This window comes from Pleomorphochaeta naphthae (assembly GCF_055396005.1).
In genome coordinates, this window is the sequence record NZ_AP042457.1 from 2,962,408 (window position 1) to 2,979,026 (window position 16,619).

General features: G+C 29.3%; 17 protein-coding genes. 9 read left to right on the forward strand and 8 right to left on the reverse strand.

The features are described 5' to 3' along the window. Positions 1–86 precede the first annotated feature (86 nt). The 9 genes from ACZ5SO_RS13505 to ACZ5SO_RS13545 all read left to right on the forward strand — a co-directional run bounded on the left by ACZ5SO_RS13505 (position 87) and on the right by ACZ5SO_RS13545 (position 9,266). Positions 87–854, forward strand: a complete 768-nt coding sequence (locus tag ACZ5SO_RS13505; protein ID WP_464625299.1) for a DeoR/GlpR family DNA-binding transcription regulator — start codon at positions 87–89, stop codon at positions 852–854. 133 nt (positions 855–987) lie between these two features. After that, complete coding sequence (locus ACZ5SO_RS13510; RefSeq protein WP_464625301.1) at positions 988–2,331, forward strand: dicarboxylate/amino acid:cation symporter; 1,344 nt, start codon at positions 988–990, stop codon at positions 2,329–2,331. A gap of 385 nt (positions 2,332–2,716) precedes the next feature. Beyond that, positions 2,717–3,223, forward strand: a complete 507-nt coding sequence (def, locus tag ACZ5SO_RS13515; protein ID WP_464625303.1) for a peptide deformylase — start codon at positions 2,717–2,719, stop codon at positions 3,221–3,223. Continuing rightward, positions 3,220–4,143 carry a methionyl-tRNA formyltransferase gene (gene fmt / locus ACZ5SO_RS13520; RefSeq protein WP_464625305.1) on the forward strand — a complete coding sequence of 308 codons (924 nt, stop codon included), beginning with the start codon at positions 3,220–3,222 and terminating at the stop codon, positions 4,141–4,143. Before def ends, fmt begins: the two co-directional genes overlap by 4 nt. A gap of 4 nt (positions 4,144–4,147) precedes the next feature. Beyond that, positions 4,148–6,430, forward strand: coding sequence for a patatin-like phospholipase family protein (locus ACZ5SO_RS13525; RefSeq protein ID WP_464625307.1), 2,283 nt, complete (start codon positions 4,148–4,150; stop codon positions 6,428–6,430). Beyond that, a complete protein-coding gene (gene mnmL, locus ACZ5SO_RS13530; protein ID WP_464625309.1) occupies positions 6,427–7,470 on the forward strand; it encodes a tRNA modification radical SAM protein MnmL/YtqA in 1,044 nt (347 codons plus the stop codon). Before ACZ5SO_RS13525 ends, mnmL begins: the two co-directional genes overlap by 4 nt. Next, on the forward strand, positions 7,427–7,888 hold the full coding sequence (locus ACZ5SO_RS13535) for a VanZ family protein (RefSeq protein ID WP_464625311.1): 462 nt from the start codon (positions 7,427–7,429) through the stop codon (positions 7,886–7,888). The genes mnmL and ACZ5SO_RS13535 overlap by 44 nt, the downstream gene beginning before the upstream one ends. Further along, positions 7,889–8,755: a fumarate hydratase gene (locus tag ACZ5SO_RS13540; protein ID WP_464625313.1), complete on the forward strand. Its 867-nt coding sequence runs from the start codon at positions 7,889–7,891 to the stop codon at positions 8,753–8,755. Continuing rightward, positions 8,748–9,266 carry a FumA C-terminus/TtdB family hydratase beta subunit gene (locus ACZ5SO_RS13545; RefSeq protein WP_464625315.1) on the forward strand — a complete coding sequence of 173 codons (519 nt, stop codon included), beginning with the start codon at positions 8,748–8,750 and terminating at the stop codon, positions 9,264–9,266. The genes ACZ5SO_RS13540 and ACZ5SO_RS13545 overlap by 8 nt, the downstream gene beginning before the upstream one ends. Here the strand turns inward: ACZ5SO_RS13545 and ACZ5SO_RS13550 are convergent. From ACZ5SO_RS13550 to ACZ5SO_RS13585, 8 genes are all read right to left on the reverse strand, one after another. After that, the gene (locus ACZ5SO_RS13550; protein ID WP_464625317.1) at positions 9,263–10,573 is read right to left on the reverse strand and encodes an MFS transporter; all 1,311 of its coding nucleotides are present in this window, start codon (positions 10,571–10,573) and stop codon (positions 9,263–9,265) included. The genes ACZ5SO_RS13545 and ACZ5SO_RS13550 overlap by 4 nt on opposite strands. 113 nt (positions 10,574–10,686) lie before the next feature. Beyond that, on the reverse strand, positions 10,687–11,676 hold the full coding sequence (locus tag ACZ5SO_RS13555) for a hypothetical protein (RefSeq protein ID WP_464625319.1): 990 nt from the start codon (positions 11,674–11,676) through the stop codon (positions 10,687–10,689). A gap of 10 nt (positions 11,677–11,686) precedes the next feature. Next, positions 11,687–12,409, reverse strand: a complete 723-nt coding sequence (locus ACZ5SO_RS13560; protein ID WP_464625321.1) for an outer membrane lipoprotein-sorting protein — start codon at positions 12,407–12,409, stop codon at positions 11,687–11,689. 9 nt (positions 12,410–12,418) lie between these two features. Then, positions 12,419–13,624, reverse strand: coding sequence for an ABC transporter permease (locus ACZ5SO_RS13565; RefSeq protein WP_464625323.1), 1,206 nt, complete (start codon positions 13,622–13,624; stop codon positions 12,419–12,421). After that, entirely contained in the window at positions 13,624–14,886 is a 1,263-nt protein-coding gene (locus ACZ5SO_RS13570) for an ABC transporter permease (protein ID WP_464625325.1), read from the reverse strand. Before ACZ5SO_RS13570 ends, ACZ5SO_RS13565 begins: the two co-directional genes overlap by 1 nt. Beyond that, positions 14,880–15,575: an ABC transporter ATP-binding protein gene (locus ACZ5SO_RS13575; RefSeq protein WP_464625327.1), complete on the reverse strand. Its 696-nt coding sequence runs from the start codon at positions 15,573–15,575 to the stop codon at positions 14,880–14,882. Before ACZ5SO_RS13575 ends, ACZ5SO_RS13570 begins: the two co-directional genes overlap by 7 nt. After that, positions 15,575–15,883 (reverse strand): transcriptional regulator, encoded by a 309-nt coding sequence (locus ACZ5SO_RS13580; protein WP_464625329.1) that lies wholly within the window; start codon positions 15,881–15,883, stop codon positions 15,575–15,577. The genes ACZ5SO_RS13575 and ACZ5SO_RS13580 overlap by 1 nt, the downstream gene beginning before the upstream one ends. Beyond that, positions 15,883–16,527, reverse strand: coding sequence for a hypothetical protein (locus tag ACZ5SO_RS13585; RefSeq protein ID WP_464625331.1), 645 nt, complete (start codon positions 16,525–16,527; stop codon positions 15,883–15,885). The genes ACZ5SO_RS13580 and ACZ5SO_RS13585 overlap by 1 nt, the downstream gene beginning before the upstream one ends. Between the last annotated feature and the right edge of the window lie 92 nt (positions 16,528–16,619).

The window sequence follows — 16,619 nt, forward strand, 5'->3', positions numbered from 1 at the left end:
TGACATCTATATTATGAGTTGTTATTATCAATTTTAGAGTTTAGCAAATGGAATTAAATCTTCTAATAAAGAGTGGTAGTTAAATTATGTTAGGAAAAGAACGACGAGAATCTATGAAAGAGTATATTCAAAACTGTGGCAAAGTTACGGTTGTAGAGCTCAGTAAAAAGTGGAATGTTACGGAGGAGACCGTCAGAAGAGATCTAGATAAAATGGAAATCCAAGGCTTTATAACAAGAATTCACGGAGGTGCTATTTGGAATACTGTTTCAAAAATTGGTGGAGTTCCTTTTTATAGTCGTCGTGCTCAAAATTTAATTGCTAAACAAAAAATAGCAAAAGTTGCTAATGAGTTAGTTAATGAAAAAACAACAATATTAGCTGATTCTAGTTCAACAGTTGTAGAAACTTTAAAAACTATTATGGATAATCAGGATGTTATTGTAGTAACTAATTCTGCAGAAATATTTAATGAGTTCCAAGATGCTAAATGTACTATATTTTCAACAGGTGGTAAATTCAATAAGAAATCGCTTTCGTTTCAAGATAGATCTGCTATGGAGAATATTAGAAAGTACTATGTTGAATTAGCTTTAATAAGTTGTAAGGGTCTAGAAATTGATAAAGGGGTTCTAGATTCTTATGAAAGTGAAGCTGAAGTTAAGAAAGTAATGCTGTCCCAAGCAAAAGAAGTTGCTTTATTAGTTGATCATACAAAATTTGACCAATCAGCTTTTCTTAAATTGACAAGTCTAGATAATATCAATTATATAATTACGGATATAAAACCCAATGATAAATGGGTTGAGTATTGTGATAATCACGGTATCAAATTGATGTATCCAATTCAATAAAACTTTTTCTAATTATTTTATTTTATTTATTTAACATTAATAATTTTATTAATGCTATTTATCTATGTGAAAATTTTTTTTATCAGTCAATTCTAACAAAAAATAACTTTTAAAAATAAAAGGAGGTATAAATATGGGAAAAATTGGGAAAAACTCTAAATTAGTAGTTAGTATTTTTACTGCTGTAATTCTTGGTTTTATAGTTGGAATTATTTGCATATTTATAAGAAATTCATTAGGAGGTGTTAATAATCCTATTTGGAGAACTGTAGATTCTATTCTTTTTCAGGATATTACAAAGACTTCTGGATTAAAAGGTCTTGGATTATTCTACATTATTGGTCAACTTTTTATGAGAGGGTTACAAATGGCAATAGTACCTTTGGTGTTTACATCATTAAGTCTTGCCCTTTGTTCGTTAGCTAATCCAAAGAAACTTGGAAAAATAGCGTTTAAAACTTTTATTACATATATCTTGTTCTATGTCATTGTTGCTTTTTTAGCAGGTGGAGCTGCATATTTTGTTATGTCTATTGGTGGTTTTGATGTAAGCTTACCTGTTTCTGAAGCAACCGATGTTGTGACTATGGAAGGATATAATCCTTTAGTTACAATAGTAAATGCTGTTCCCCAAAATATTTTTTCTGTTTTTAGTTCAAACAATAAAGTTTTAGCTGTTGTATTTGTAGCTATTGTTACAGGCCTTGCTATGACCCAGTTAGGAGAAAAAGTACAGTCTCTAAAAGATGTTATTGAAAATTTAAATCAAGTTATACAACTATATTTAAATTTTTTAATTAGCAAAATAGGTCCAATTGCAATCTTCTGTATGATATCTCGTGCTTTAGCTGTATATGGAACAGAGTATATTAGACCTACCTTTGTTTGGATGATTACGACAATTGTAGTTTCTTTGGTTTTAGTTATTACCGTCTATCCTATTGGAATATTTTTAGTAACAGGTTTAAATCCTATTAAATTTATTAAAAAAACAACAAAAATTGGTTTTTTTGCTGCAGCAACAAACTCTTCAGCTGCAACTTTACCTATTAATACAGATACTTGTATTAATGAATTGGGGTGCTCTGAGGAATTAAGTAGTTTTATCTTACCAACAGGAATGACTGTTAATATGAATGGAACAACAGCAATGCATATGATAGCTATAGTTTTTATAGCAACTGCTGCAGGGTTTACTGTAACTCCTAGTATGTTGATTTTAGTAGCATTCTTATCTATTTGTACTGCAATGGGAACTCCTGCAATACCTGTAGCAGGAACAACAATGGTTTATGTTGTAATGTCTGGTCTTGGTTTAAATACTGATCTTTGTCTTATAGGATATTCCTTAGTTCTTGCTATGAATTATTTACCTGGAATGGCAGTAATTACTTTAAATGTAGTAGGTGATGCCGCAACAAACGTAATAGTAAATCATAAGGAAGGGCTTTTAGATAAAGGAATATATAACAGTTAAAGAATTGTTTTGATCGAATAACTATTGTTTTATATCTATCCATTTAATTTGTTTTGCATTGGAATTCACTTTTTTGTGAATTCCTTTTTTTTGTTAAAAGATGCTAAATATTGATGAAATAACCATAAGCTATTAAATAGCTTTTATAAATATAACTTTATATTAAAGAAGTATGTTTAGTACTAGAAATAGAAAATGAAATATAATATTCTATATGAAGTATTAAAACAAAGTTATTTTAGATTTATTTTTTTCATTTTAGATAAATTAGATATATGAAAAGATTTATAATTAAATGAAATAAATAATAACTTATTTTAGATTTAAATCTATACAGGAATTATAATAAGATAAAATAAAAAAATATAATTTATGGGGCAAACGAATGTTAGAAATATATACAATTGGAGAAGAAATTCTTAGAGAAAAATGTAAAAAAGTAGAGAAGTTCGACTCTGCTTTAGATTTACTTGTTAATGCCATGTTTGAAAAAATGGATGAAGCTGATGGTGTTGGTTTAGCTGCACCACAAGTTGGAGTTAATTTAAGAGTCTTTGTTATTGATGATCACAGAGGCACTCGAAAAGCATTTATTAATCCTGAAATAATAGAAACATCAATGGAAGAATGTTCAATGGAAGAAGGTTGTTTGTCAATTCCAGGAGTTTATACTAACCTAGTAAGGAGTAAACAAGTAACAGTCCAAGCACAAGATGTTAATGGAAAAACCTTTAGAGTAGAAGCTGATGATTTATTAGCAAGAGCTATTCAACATGAGAATGATCACTTAAATGGTGTTTTATTTGTTGATAGATTAGATGAGAAAACTCGAAATAAAGTAATTAAAACTTATGAAAAAAGAAACAAATTAAAAAAAGGATCTATTAAGTGAGAATATTATTTGCAGGAACAGCTGAAATTGGTGTTTTAACATTGAGAGAGTTAGCAAGTAATTTTGAAATAGGTTTAGTATTAACAAATCCTGATAAACCAAAGGGTAGAAGCAAGAAATTAGTTGCTCCTCCAATTAAGGAAGAAGCCTTAAAGTTAAATTTACCTATTTTACAACCAGAGAGATTAAGAGGTGATGTATTAAAAGAAGTCGCTTCATACAATTGTGACGTTTTGATTTGTTTTGCTTATGGTAAGATATTTGGGCCGAGATTTTTATCTATGTTTAAAGGTGGTTGCTACAATATTCATCCATCAAGACTTCCACAATTTAGAGGAAGTGCACCAATTCAATATGCAATTTTAAATAATTTAAAACAAACTGCTATATCGATACAAAAATTGAGCTTAGAAGTTGATAGTGGAGATATATTAGCTGTTAAAGATGTTGATTTATGTGAAAATGAAACAACTCTATCTTTAACTGAAAAAGTTGCAACTTTGAGTGCTCCTTTTGTTGTAGAAACCTTTAAAAAACTTGAAAAAGGTGAACTAGAAATAAAGAAGCAAGAGGGAGAAATCTCATATACAGAACAAATAAAAAAAGAAGATGCTTTTATTGATTGGAATAAAAGTGCTAGTGAAATTAGTGCTCAAATTAGAGCCTTTATACCTTGGCCCAAAGCCTGTACAAAATATGGTGATAAAACACTCTTTTTAACAGGAGTTCATAGTGTTATTGACGATACCTATGATGAGGTTGGTATAGTCGTTGAAAAAAGAAAAAAACAAGGACTTGTTATATCTTGTAAAAAAGGGTCAATAATAATAAATAGACTACAATTACAAGGGAAAAAAGAAATGGATTTTGTTTCTTTTATAAATGGAAATAGTAAAATTATTTCGTCAAAGTTGGGTTAATACAATGAAAAAAAAACTTAAAGCTTTGTTAGCTATCCTATTTTTTTCTTTGGCCTCTCTAAATGCAACTTATCCAAAAGTTGCATTAGTTTTATCTGGGGGAGGGGCGAAAGGCTTTGCTCAAATAGCTGTTGTTGAAAAAATAAGAGAACTAGGAATTCCTATAGACTTCATTTGCGGGACAAGTATGGGAGGGCTGATTGGAGGATATTATGCTTTAGGGTATTCTTCTTCTGATATTAAAGAAATGATAACAGAAAAGCCTTTACTTGATTATTTAATATATAATCCCACAACTACTTCATATGCACCATCCCTATTTAAGGACCCTGATGGACTAAAACTTTCAGTTGGTCTAACAAAAAATGGAATTGGCTCATATCCTGGGTTACTTCAGGATCAGGGAATACTTTCTTATTTAAATAGAACAACAATAAAATCACCTGGTGAAGTCGATTTTGATGAATTACCTATTCCTTTTAAAGCTGTTTCAATCGATGTTTCCACTGGTAATGAAGTTATTTTAGATCATGGATATATCTCTGATGCAATGAGAGCTACAATGTCTTTACCAATTATTTTCCCTCCTTACTTACTTAAAGATGGAACATATTGTATGGATGGTGGATTAGTAGATAATTTGCCAGTTCAAGTTGCTAAAGACTGGGGAGCAGATATAATAATAAGTGTAGATGTTTCTAGTGAAAGTTTAAAATCTAGTAAAGATTTTTCCACTCTATCCGGAATTATTATCCAAACGATAAACTTAACTACATTTGGTAATAGAGAAGAAAGTCAAAAATTAAGTGATATTGTTGTTCTTCCTAAAGTATCTGATTATATGGTACTTGATGTTGGTAAATTTGAAGAAATTTTAGAAAAAGGATATGAAGCCTTTGAATTAAATAAAGATTACTTTTTAGAACTTAGGGATGAAATTAGTAAATATAGAGACTTGGAATTTGTAGAAGAGAAAGAAGATAGTACATATAGTGAAATACCTGATCCTCTAGTAACAAGTATTAAAATTGTTGATGTTTCAAATAATAATTCTAGTTATTCATATTTAAATAGATTTGATAAATATATAAATGTTAGATTAACAGATACAGTATTAGAAGAAGTAGAAAAAGATGTACAAGATTTTGCTACCTTGAATAATATTTCTTCGGTGACTTTTAATTTTAATCCAACAGATAAAGAAAATAATTCAGGGGTTCTTGAGTTAGGCCTTAGAAAATGGGAAAATGCTCCTTCAAAGATTGATTTACTTGGTCTTGCTAGATTAGGATTTTCAACAAATTCAAATAATATGTCGTGGTTATATTTTTCATTCGATATGCATTCACAACTTAAAGAAATGCTAGCAGACAAAATGTCTGTAGATTTAAAATTAAATATTTCAGAAAGTACTAAGTTAAAAGCAAAAGTTGGATATCAATTTTTTTCAGATAGAGATGAAGAGTTAACACTCTTTTTGCAGTTTGGTGGTAATTTTGGCTCATTATCCCCTGCAAATAATAAGCATTTTAAGTATTATATACCATCATTCTCAATTGGATTAGATGTTGGCCTAGGCTTAGATTTTAGACTTTCAAGTAAATTATCGAGTGAGCTATTACTAAATTATAGTTTGGTTTCCTTATCTAGTTCAACTTTGCCTTCAGGTATAGGATTAATTGAATTTGAAAATCCGATTTTAAATATTTTTAATGCTGATTTGAGTGTTTCTTATTTAAATATGGCAGATTCAATTTTCTCAATAAAGGGATATGGAATTGATGGTTTTGCTTCACTTAGAAGTGCAGATTTAGAATTAGGTACAATTTTCTATGTAGAAGCCTCATATAATTTGCCATTAACACAAAAAGATACCATAAAAACCCAAGGTTCTTTTGGATACTCTACAGCGAATTATCAATTAACATCATCTTATTTTGATGTTGGAGGTTATAGAAAAATTCCAGGATCTTATTTTGGTCAATTAACAAGAGAATATTTTCTATTAAATCTATCATATCAAAGATATTTAGGCGAATTTTTAGCCCCTATTTATTTCCAAGCTGGACTAAAGTTCTTCGGATATGACTCATATAATCCAATGGATAACATATATCCAACAGATGGAAGTTATATGATTGTAAGCCCTGACTTTAATCCAAGTCTAGATAATTTAGGTTTAGGTCTATATAGTGGCATTGGATATAAAACAACTTTTGGAGATTTAGTATTTGGTGGTGGATTTACAATTAATGGTAACTTTTGTTTAGTTTTGGAGTTTGTATGAGTAAAGGACTGCCTTGGAGAACATATAAGCAGTATTTAATAGATACCTATTCGACAAGTGTATATAGAATTGGTGTAGATGGTGGATTTTCATGTCCAAATAGAGAAAAAGATAGAAGTGGTGGTTGTGTTTTCTGTGATGGAACAGGAGCAAGTGCAACTTATCAACGCGAAGGGGAAGGAATTTGGAAAAGGGATAGTAGTTTTCAAAAACAAGTCGCTCATTGTGGACCTAGAAAAATGCTTAGTCTTGAAAAAAGATTAAAATCATTAGAGTTTCAAGTTGAAAAAGGTAAATCCTTTATAAAAGAAAGATATGAAACTGATAAAATGAGTTTATACTTTCAAGCTTGGACAAGTACATATGCTCCTATAGATGAGTTAAAAGCCATCTTTGATAAAGGATTGTCATTATATCCTTTTACAGAGTTTATAGTTTCAACGAGACCTGATTGTTTAGATGAAGATGTAATTCGCTTATTAGTAGAGTATAAAAAGAAAGTTAAAGATGTTTGGGTTGAAGTTGGTTTACAGAGTGGGAATGACAAAACTTTAGATCAAATTAATAGAGGACATAGTGTTGAAACATTTAAAAATGCTGTTATAAATTTGCATAACAATGGTATTAAAGTATCAACTCATGTTATAACAGGATTACCTAATGAAGGTCCATTAGAATTTGATAACACTATAAATTTAATAAATGAATTAAAAATAGAAGCTGTCAAAATACATAATTTGGACATATTAGGGGGAACTGCTTTATTTGAAGAATATATTAGAGGTGAACTTACAGTTGCGAGCACTGATCGAGCAATAGAACATTGTATTTATTTTTTACGAAGGTTATCGCCTGATATTATTATTCAAAGATTACTATGTGAAACGCCACCACATAGATTAGCGGCACCAAGAAAATTTTTTGATAAATCCAAATTTATTCAATATTTGCAAAGAAATATGAATAAATTGAATGCAATACAAGGAGATTTATATAATGGAGAAAAAAAACTCTATGGACAAGGTCTTTCACACAATTAGTGTCATAGGGATAGTAACGAGCATCATATTAATAGGGACGATTTCTTATTTAAGTTTAGTGTCAAGCCAAAAGCTAGATGCAATTAATTCTTTTCCTTTTGAAGATAAAGGTGCTCATATGTTTGCCTATGCTGTTTTAGGTGTGTTCCTCTATTTTTCCTTTGTAAGAGTTTCATTCGCTCTTCATCATGATGGAAGAGATATTTTAGCTTCAAATTGGATAATTCTACCCTCATTATTTACGGTTTTACTTGGAATTATAATAGGAACAGTTTTGGAATTTGTTCAAAAGACAGTAGGTAGAGAATTTGAAGTATTAGATATAGTTTCTGATGGTTTAGGGTTAATTGTTGGCTGTACTATTGGATTTTATATTTTAAAAGCAATAATCAAAATTGCAATGAAGAGGAATTATTAAATGCAAGATTTCGTTACAGAATTGAAGAATGCTTTAATAAAAAGTTCTAGAGAATTAGATCCTTCAATCATTGAATTAATAAAAAAGGCAAAAGATAAAGAAGAGAAAGAACATAATAAAAATTCTCAGGCTTCTTTAATTGTATTGAATAGCATAATAGATAATTTAGAATTATCTAAGAAAAATAATATTCCAATGTGCCAAGATACAGGCATGTTTGATGTATTTGTTGATATTGGTAGAGATAATAAGAGTGATATTTCATCAATTGAAAAGGCTATTAAGAGAGCTTGTGCTTTAGCAAGTGAAGAGGGTGATTTTAGAAAAAGTGTTGTTAAGGAACCTGTTTTTGACAGAATTAACACAAAAACAAATTTACCTGCAATAATTTCATATAATTTAGTAGATGGCTCTGAAATAAAAGTTAATGTATTGCTTAAAGGGTTTGGCTCAGAAAATTGTTGTGGACTTAAAATGTTAAATCCAACTGCTTCAAAACAAGGGGTAATTGATGGAGTTTTAGACATAGTAAGAAAAGCTGGAGGAAAACCTTGCCCTCCTATATGTGTAGGAATTGGTTTAGGTGGTACCATGGAAAGAGCTGCTTATTTGTCAAAGAGAGCTTTAATTAGAGATTTTGATGATATAAATAAAGACATTAAATACAGAGAATTAGAATCTGAAATTTTAGAAGAAATAAACAAAACTCATATAGGCTCTGGTGGCTTCGGCGGGGTAACAACAGCTCTTTTTGTGCAAATTGAACAAGAACCAACCCACATCGCAGGTCTACCTTTAGCAGTTTCAATAAACTGTTGGGCAGATAGAAAAGCGCAAATTATTTATCAGGGAAGAATTAATGACTAAATTAGAATTACCACTTACAAAAGAAGATATTAGTAAGTTAGAGATATTTGAAGAAGTTAGGCTTAATGGATACATATATGTTGCAAGAGATCAAGCGCATAAACAAATGTTTTCTCTTTTAGATAATAAGAAACCCTTACCTTTTGAAATAAAAAATCAAGCTATTTATTATATGGGGCCCTCGCCTGCACCAAATGGATATATAATAGGTTCCTGTGGACCGACTACGAGTGCTAGAATGGATAGTTTTTCACCACGTTTATTGGATTTAGGTTTAGCAGCAATGATAGGAAAAGGTCCAAGAAGTAAAGAAGTTATTGATTCAATAGTAAAAAATAAATGTATATATTTAGCGGCCTTTGGTGGGTGTGGTGCTTTATATAATTCAAAAATCCTTGATGTTGAAACAGTTGCTTTCAAAGAGCTTGGACCTGAAGCTTTATTAAAACTTAAAGTTAAGGATTTCCCTTGTATCGTAGCAATTGATAGCAAAGGAAATAGTGTGTATTAAGAGTTTAATTGTTTCTCTTTTGCAGCTAAGAAATTTGCAATCTCTTTATCATTATTTTTAAGATCAACTTTATTTAGTAAAATTGCTCCTATTACAAAAAGAATAATTAAAGATATGATACCAAATCTATTATTATCTGTAATTAGAGTTACTAAACCTAATAATAAAGGACCTAAAATGGCAGCAAACTTACCAAGCATGTTGAAGAATCCAAAGAATTCTGCGTGTTTATTAGCAGGAATTAGTCTGGTATAGAATGATCTAGATAAAGCTTGAATTCCTCCTTGGAATAATCCAATAGCTGAAGCGAGTAAATAGAAGTGAAATTCCTTAGTCATTAATGCACCAAGTGCGGCAATTAAGGTGTATGCAATAATAGCAACAAATAAAGCTTTTTTTATACCAATTTTATTTCCAAAATAGCTATAGGCAAGAGCAGAAGGAAATGCAACAAATTGCGTTAGAAGTAAAGCTACAATTAGAGAGCTTGAAGAAAATCCTAGAGCTGTACCAAAATCAACAGCCATTCTAACAATAGTATCAACCCCGTCAATATAAAACCAATAGGCCACTAAGAAAGTTAAAAGTGTTGGTAAATGTTTTAAATCCTTTACAGTAGTTTTAAATTCCCTTAAGCCAACCTTAATTGATTTTTGTACCTTTATAGCTTTATTTGTTTTTTCTTCTTTTACAAAAAGAATTAGAGGAATAGTGAAAACAAACCACCAAACACCTACCATAATAAATGAAGCTTTAATTGCAACTAATTCATCGGCCAAATTGAATAATTCTGGTTTTAAATACATGACTACATTAAGTAAGAATAAAAGTCCCCCACCAATGTATCCAAGACTATAGCCCAGTGAGGAAACAAAGTCTACTTTTTTTTCAGATGCTACAGAGGGTAGTAAAGAATCATAAAAAGTGTTAGCTCCAGAGAACCCAATAGTTGCAGTTATGTAAAATAATATTGCTATTTGCCAGTATCCGGCATGTACAAGACTCAAGTTTGCACTCATTAAACAACCAATAAAAGCAAAGGTAATAAGAAACCTTTTTTTATAATTACCATGGTCAGCAATTGCACCTAAAATTGGGGCTAAGATAGCAACAATTAAAGATGCTAAACTGTTTCCTAGTCCTAAATAAAAAGTTGTTGTGGAAGCTTTTGCACCTTGAGCCCAATATTCACTAAAAAATACAGGAAAAAATCCAGCCATTACAGTTGTAGCAAAAGCACTATTTGCCCAATCATATAGAGCCCAAGATACGTAAGTTTTTGGTTTATCTTTTAAAATTTTATTCATAGTGAACATTATAATATGGATAATATAAATTAGCTAATAAATTAAAAGATTTAATTGAAAATTAACCTAAAATTCATTAATTGGCAAAATATGTTATTTAAATGTATATATATTTAAAATTTATGGGTAATAGTAGCTGAAATCAAATGGTTTGTTATTGAGCTATAAAAGTAATAAGCACTGATATCTAAGCCTTGAAGGATGTTGAATTGATATAGTATATAAGGACTTAATTCAAAATCTTCATCAATCAAAGTTGTATATATAGAGACTGAAAGGTTGCTTTTAGTATCTATTGCATAAGAAATAGTTGGAAGTAGATGTAAAGTTTCATCATCATTTGTATATAAAGCTTCAAATCTGTAAGTAAATTCTGGATATGTTTTAAGTAAGAAAATTGAACTTTCAAAATCTGATATGTTTTGTAAATCTATTTTTCCATAGATTCCATAATCAAAAAAATAATTTCCATTAAACCCTCCACTTAAAATTGATGAAGAGGTATTTGTTAAAAATGAAGTTTCTACTGTTCCAAAATTAGAGTTATTTATATCGTATGTAAGTCTACCACCGATTTTAGTATCTCCATCTTCAAGTGGTAATTTTTCAATGAGTTCAAGGTTAATACTTTGGAAATCTTTAAGTTCAAAAAGTTTTGTTTTTACAGAGGCAATCCAAGGATTAGTTACTTCATCAAAAATTGAAGTCTTCTCATAATTAAAAGGGGTTCCACTATTAAAAACCCAATCTCCTCCGATATCTAAAGGTGTTTTTCCAAAATTAAATGTAAGATAATTTTCTTTATAAGGAACTCTAAATTGTAAATAAGCTTGTTCAATAGTGTCTTGGATATAAGCACTTATATCAGTACTGTTAGAAGTTGATGGATAAATAAAATCTAAAGAACTTTTAATTGTATATTTTACATCATTTGATTTAGATAATAGATATAAATCTATTGAAGCTTCGCTAAAATCAGTAGTATTAAATGAAGAATCAAAATATAAGCCACTTGAAAGAGATGTTTCTCCCTTTATAGTAGTTGTTGCAAAAATTGAGCTCATAAAAAGAGAACTAATTAATAAAAAATATATTTTTTTCATAAATTTTTACCTACCATGATAAGTTGTCAGTTGTGAAAAGTTCATTATCTAAATTTTGATTTATATCTAATGAATTAATAATCATTGTCGTCGAACCTTGTTTCTTTAATAAGTCAAACATTTCTACTTTAAATGGAATATATTTATCATCAATTTTTCTAATATCAGAAGCAACCATCTTTCTTAATTCTTTACCACTAGCACTCATAAGAGTAGCTTTTGTAGCAACAAAAGTTTCTTTATCAATGGTTAAAATTTGTTGTTGATATGCTTGTTGTCTTGATTTTGCTTCGAGTTTAACTACATAACTGTTATCATCTTCACTCAATAAAGTTGCATTATAATTATTAATTATAGAGTTGTCCCCTGATAAATCTTCATAAGAGAAATCAGATCCCATAAAAGAATCTTTTAAAGCAGCACCTTGTAATCTAATTATTTGATTAGCGTCTGGGTAGTAAAGAAATATTGCTGAGTTAAGTCGTAGGACTTTTTGTCCAGCATCTGGACCTTTAGTTATTTCTATTAAAGTATCTCCATTTGCTCTCTCATATGACTTTATTTCTTGAGTAGAAGTTCCAAGTGAATCTTTAATAATTATTGTGCTTTCTGCAACAGAATTATTAAAATTTGTATTTTTATCATAATTGGAAATTATAGTATCAATGTCCAAAGCAAATAATTTAAAGCAAATAACTGACATAAATAAAATTGTAATTGATTTTTTTTTCATAATCTCTCCTTAGGTTTCATCATGTAGAGCTTTAGCAGGCTCGATTTTTAAAACACGTTTTGTTGGGAAAAAGCAGGTTAATGTACTAATTAAAATTGCAACTATTATTAAATAAACAAAACTCATAAATGGTAGGGTTGGGTAAATATATGAACTAATTGCGAAGCCTGAAACACTTTCACCACCTAATGCAACCATATCTAATCCTGTTTTATTTAATATTGAAATAAAGATTCCTCCTACAATAGAGCCTAAGACACTTGCAATAAAAGTTAATAAAGCTGTTTCAAATAAGAAAAGTCTCCTAACCCAATGGCTATCATATCCAAGTGCAACTAAAGTTGCAATTTCTCTTTTCCTTTCAATTATACTCATCATTGTTGTATTTAAAATAATCGTTGAAGCAAAGAATAAGAATATTACTTCAATAAAACCATAAATAACTTTTACAAAATCTAGGAGTTGTCCAATTAAGGAATTATCTCGCCAATCAGTTATAGCTAATGTAGGATCATTTAATGCTTGTTCAACTTCTGAAGGGAGAACTGTAGAATCAGTATATACTAGAATTTCAGTTGATCCGTTAACCATTCTAAGAGTTGTGCTTAGTTGTTCATTAGATATGAAGAAATTTAATGTATTCATATCCATATCATTTGAGGAATATATACCTGAGACAGTAACTCCTAAAGCATTAGATCCCCCAATTGCAGTTTTTGTTAAAAAAGTAAAAGTGTCATTAACCCTAATATCCATTTCTTCAGCAAGTTTTGAACTAATTAAAACTTCTTTATTATTAGTAGGGAACTTTCCTTCATTTAAAATACCTGAATCGAAAAACCTTGAAGTATTAAAATCTACTCCATATGTAGTTACATTATAACTTTCATCTCCTAAAAATGTCATTGAAGGTATTTTCGTAACTGGTGTTGCTGCTATTACTCCAGGAATTTGATTTAATTTTTCAATTTTTTCATCAATATTTTGTATATAGAATTGTAAAGGTAAGATTCTTTCATTTTCTACATAAAGTTTTGTCTTTATATTTAAGTTTCCAAGTTGATGATTGATTATATTATTTTGCATATCTTTAATCATTCCCTCATAAAGGGAGAGCATTGCACTAACAAAAATTACAGCTAAAAATATAGCGCTAGCGGATAGGATAGATCTTCTTTTGTTTCTTAATATATTTTTCCAAGCTAATTTAAACATTATATTCTCCTAAACATTTCAGCTATTTCACCTTTTCCTGTTCTTCGAACAGCAAAGTAGGCTGCCATCATGGATACGAATAATCCTAATATGCCAATTAGAACTACTTGTGAAGGGGTAACAAAGGCATACATAATTGAATTAATTCTGTATCCTATCGAATTTGAGTCAGCAATAAAGGTAGAGAAATCAATACCTTTAATTTGATAGTAAAGAGATATAAGTGTTCCAAATATTGATCCTATAATGACTCCTATAAGACCAATGATAGTTCCTTCTAAAGTAAATAACTGCTTTATATATCTATTGTTATATCCTAAAGCTTTTAACATAGCTATTTCATTTTTTCTTTCATTTATTGCCATTAACATTGTATTACTAATTCCAACAATAGCTATTACGAAAGTGAAAAATAAGAAAATATTTGAAAATCCGCTTTTAGAAGTTTGAAGTTGAAGAATATCAGAAGCAATTTCTTTCCAAGAATAAGCTTCGAGATTTAATGGAGCAACTAAAGATTTAAGAACTTTTGTTTTTTCATCTGTTACATTTTTAACTGTTGCGATATTCATAGAGTAAGATATTGCATAGTCTGTGGCCGAACCTTCTAATTCTAAGTAACTATCAACAGTATTTAAGTCAAAGAAGATTGTTGAAGAATCAATAACTGGATCACCGGTAGAAATGAGGCCAATAATTGGAATATCAAAAGCCTGGATAAAACCACCTTTACCTTTTGTTTGCACTGTTAAGTAATATCCAATTTTACCATTAATATCTTCAGCAAGCTTAGAACCAATTACAACACCTTCTATATTAGGCTCTAGCCATTGTCCTTCTATAGTAGCATTATTGTAATTATATGCATCAGTGTGAGAACTATCGATGGCCTTTAAAGTGGTTGTTAGAGAACCAGATGCAGGGAAAGGGTCTTCATAAAACATTATTTGAGCTGAAGATGTAAATTCTTTTGTGTAATTAATAAAGTTATTTTTTTCTAATATATTTTCAAGTTCTATGCTTTGATTTTTATCTATAAGAAAATCAATTGGCAAATAATCTTTCTCTTCGAAATATCCTGGTGCGTAAATTTTGGCACTAGAGGTATCATTCCAAATTAAATTCTTATCGGAATCAAAAGCTACACCAGTTAATAGAGATTTCATAAAAATAGAAAAAACAATAGCTATCGCGATTGCAAATGCTGTAATTAGTGTTCTTTTTTTATATCGACTAACTCCTCTTAAGGCTAACTTTAACATAGGCGACCATCCTCTAACCTAATGATTCTATTTACATGATCTAAGACTAATTTGTCATGAGAAGAATAGATACAAGTTAAGTCTTTTTTCTCATTCAAAGAAGCAATTAATTCAAGGATATTTAAACTATTTTTTCTATCTAAATTAGCAGTTGGTTCATCAGCTAATAATACTTTAGGGTTTTTGACTATAGCTCTTGCTATTGAAATTCTTTGTTGTTGACCACCAGATAATTCATTAGGCCTTCTATTTTCTAAATTTTCTAAACCAACATCTTTTAGTGCATTGTAGCAAAGATCTCTCTTATCTTTTTTATTGAAAATATTTAATGCAGCTAGTTGCTCTTTTGAAAGACAATTTAAAGCCATTTCAACATTTTCACTGGCGGATAAAACAGGTATTAGATTATAAGACTGAAAAATCATACCTACCATGTTTCTTCTAATTTTAGTTTGCTCTGTTTTATTTAAAGTGGAATATTTAACATTATCTAATTCAATATCCCCAGAAGTAATGCTATCTAGAAGACCAATTAAGTTTAGTAATGTAGTTTTACCACTTCCTGATGGGCCAGATATTGCAATTAGTTCTCCTCGGTTGATTTCTAGAGAAATGTCAATTAAAGCATGAACCTCTTCACTTTGAGTTTTGTAAATTTTTGATAAATTGTCGGTTTTTATTAAGCCCATTATTTGTCTCCTTTTATGTTAGAAAGTAATAATTCTAAATCGGTTAGATATTGATTTAATGCATCCATTCCACTATCTGTGATACATATATATGTTTTGACTTTATTTTTTTCTATAAGTTTATTCTGGCTTATCCATTTAGCCTGTTCTAATTTTTTTAGTTGAATACTTAAATTTCCACTTGTAAATTTTAAATCCTTTTTCATTTTAGAGAAGGTTGTTTTATTAGGATGTTTTTGAGATAAATATATCAGGATTTTAAGTCTACTCTGTTCATGAATTAATTTATCTAAAGAGGGAAAATTCATCAATTATCTAATCTCCTCGCATAAGAAAGTACAATAAAATATGAGAAGAAAATTAAAGTGAACATTGATAATGTAAGTAAGAGTAGCGGTACTTGCAAAAACAACATGGAGACAATTCCAATTATAATTGTTATATATCCCATAATTTTAAATTCAACTATACCAATAGGTTTAGATAGGGAGGTAACAATAATCCCATATAGAATTGTTAAAACTGGTAAGTAAATCCAAGTGATTGAAGTTATTTTTGAGAATATGATACAAAAAAGGATTCCTAAAAAAATTGAAAATAGAAAATCTAGTGAGTAAAAATCATTTAATGTATCTAATATATTGACTTTTGGGTTTTTTGCAATTGCTCTAACTTTTCTAATAGAAATTTGGATTAAGTTTATTAATAGAGAAAGTATTATAATTAGTTTAAAAAATAATGAAAATTCCCAAAAAGAATCATATCTTGTATAGGCAATAAAGGTGATTGTTGATGTTATTGTCAAAAATATTGTCGCTGATAGAATCATGTTTACAAAATCTTTTGATAACAAGGTCGGCCTTAATAATTTTTGTTTATTATTAATTAATCCTTTTAATTCTTTTATATTATCTAAGGCTTCTTGAATTTCTTTTTCTTTATTAGAATCCATGTTTATCTCCTAAAGTAGTTTATACTATAAACTTAATCTAGGAGTTATTATTTGTCAAGTTATAAATAATTTAAAAATTAAAAAATGACTAG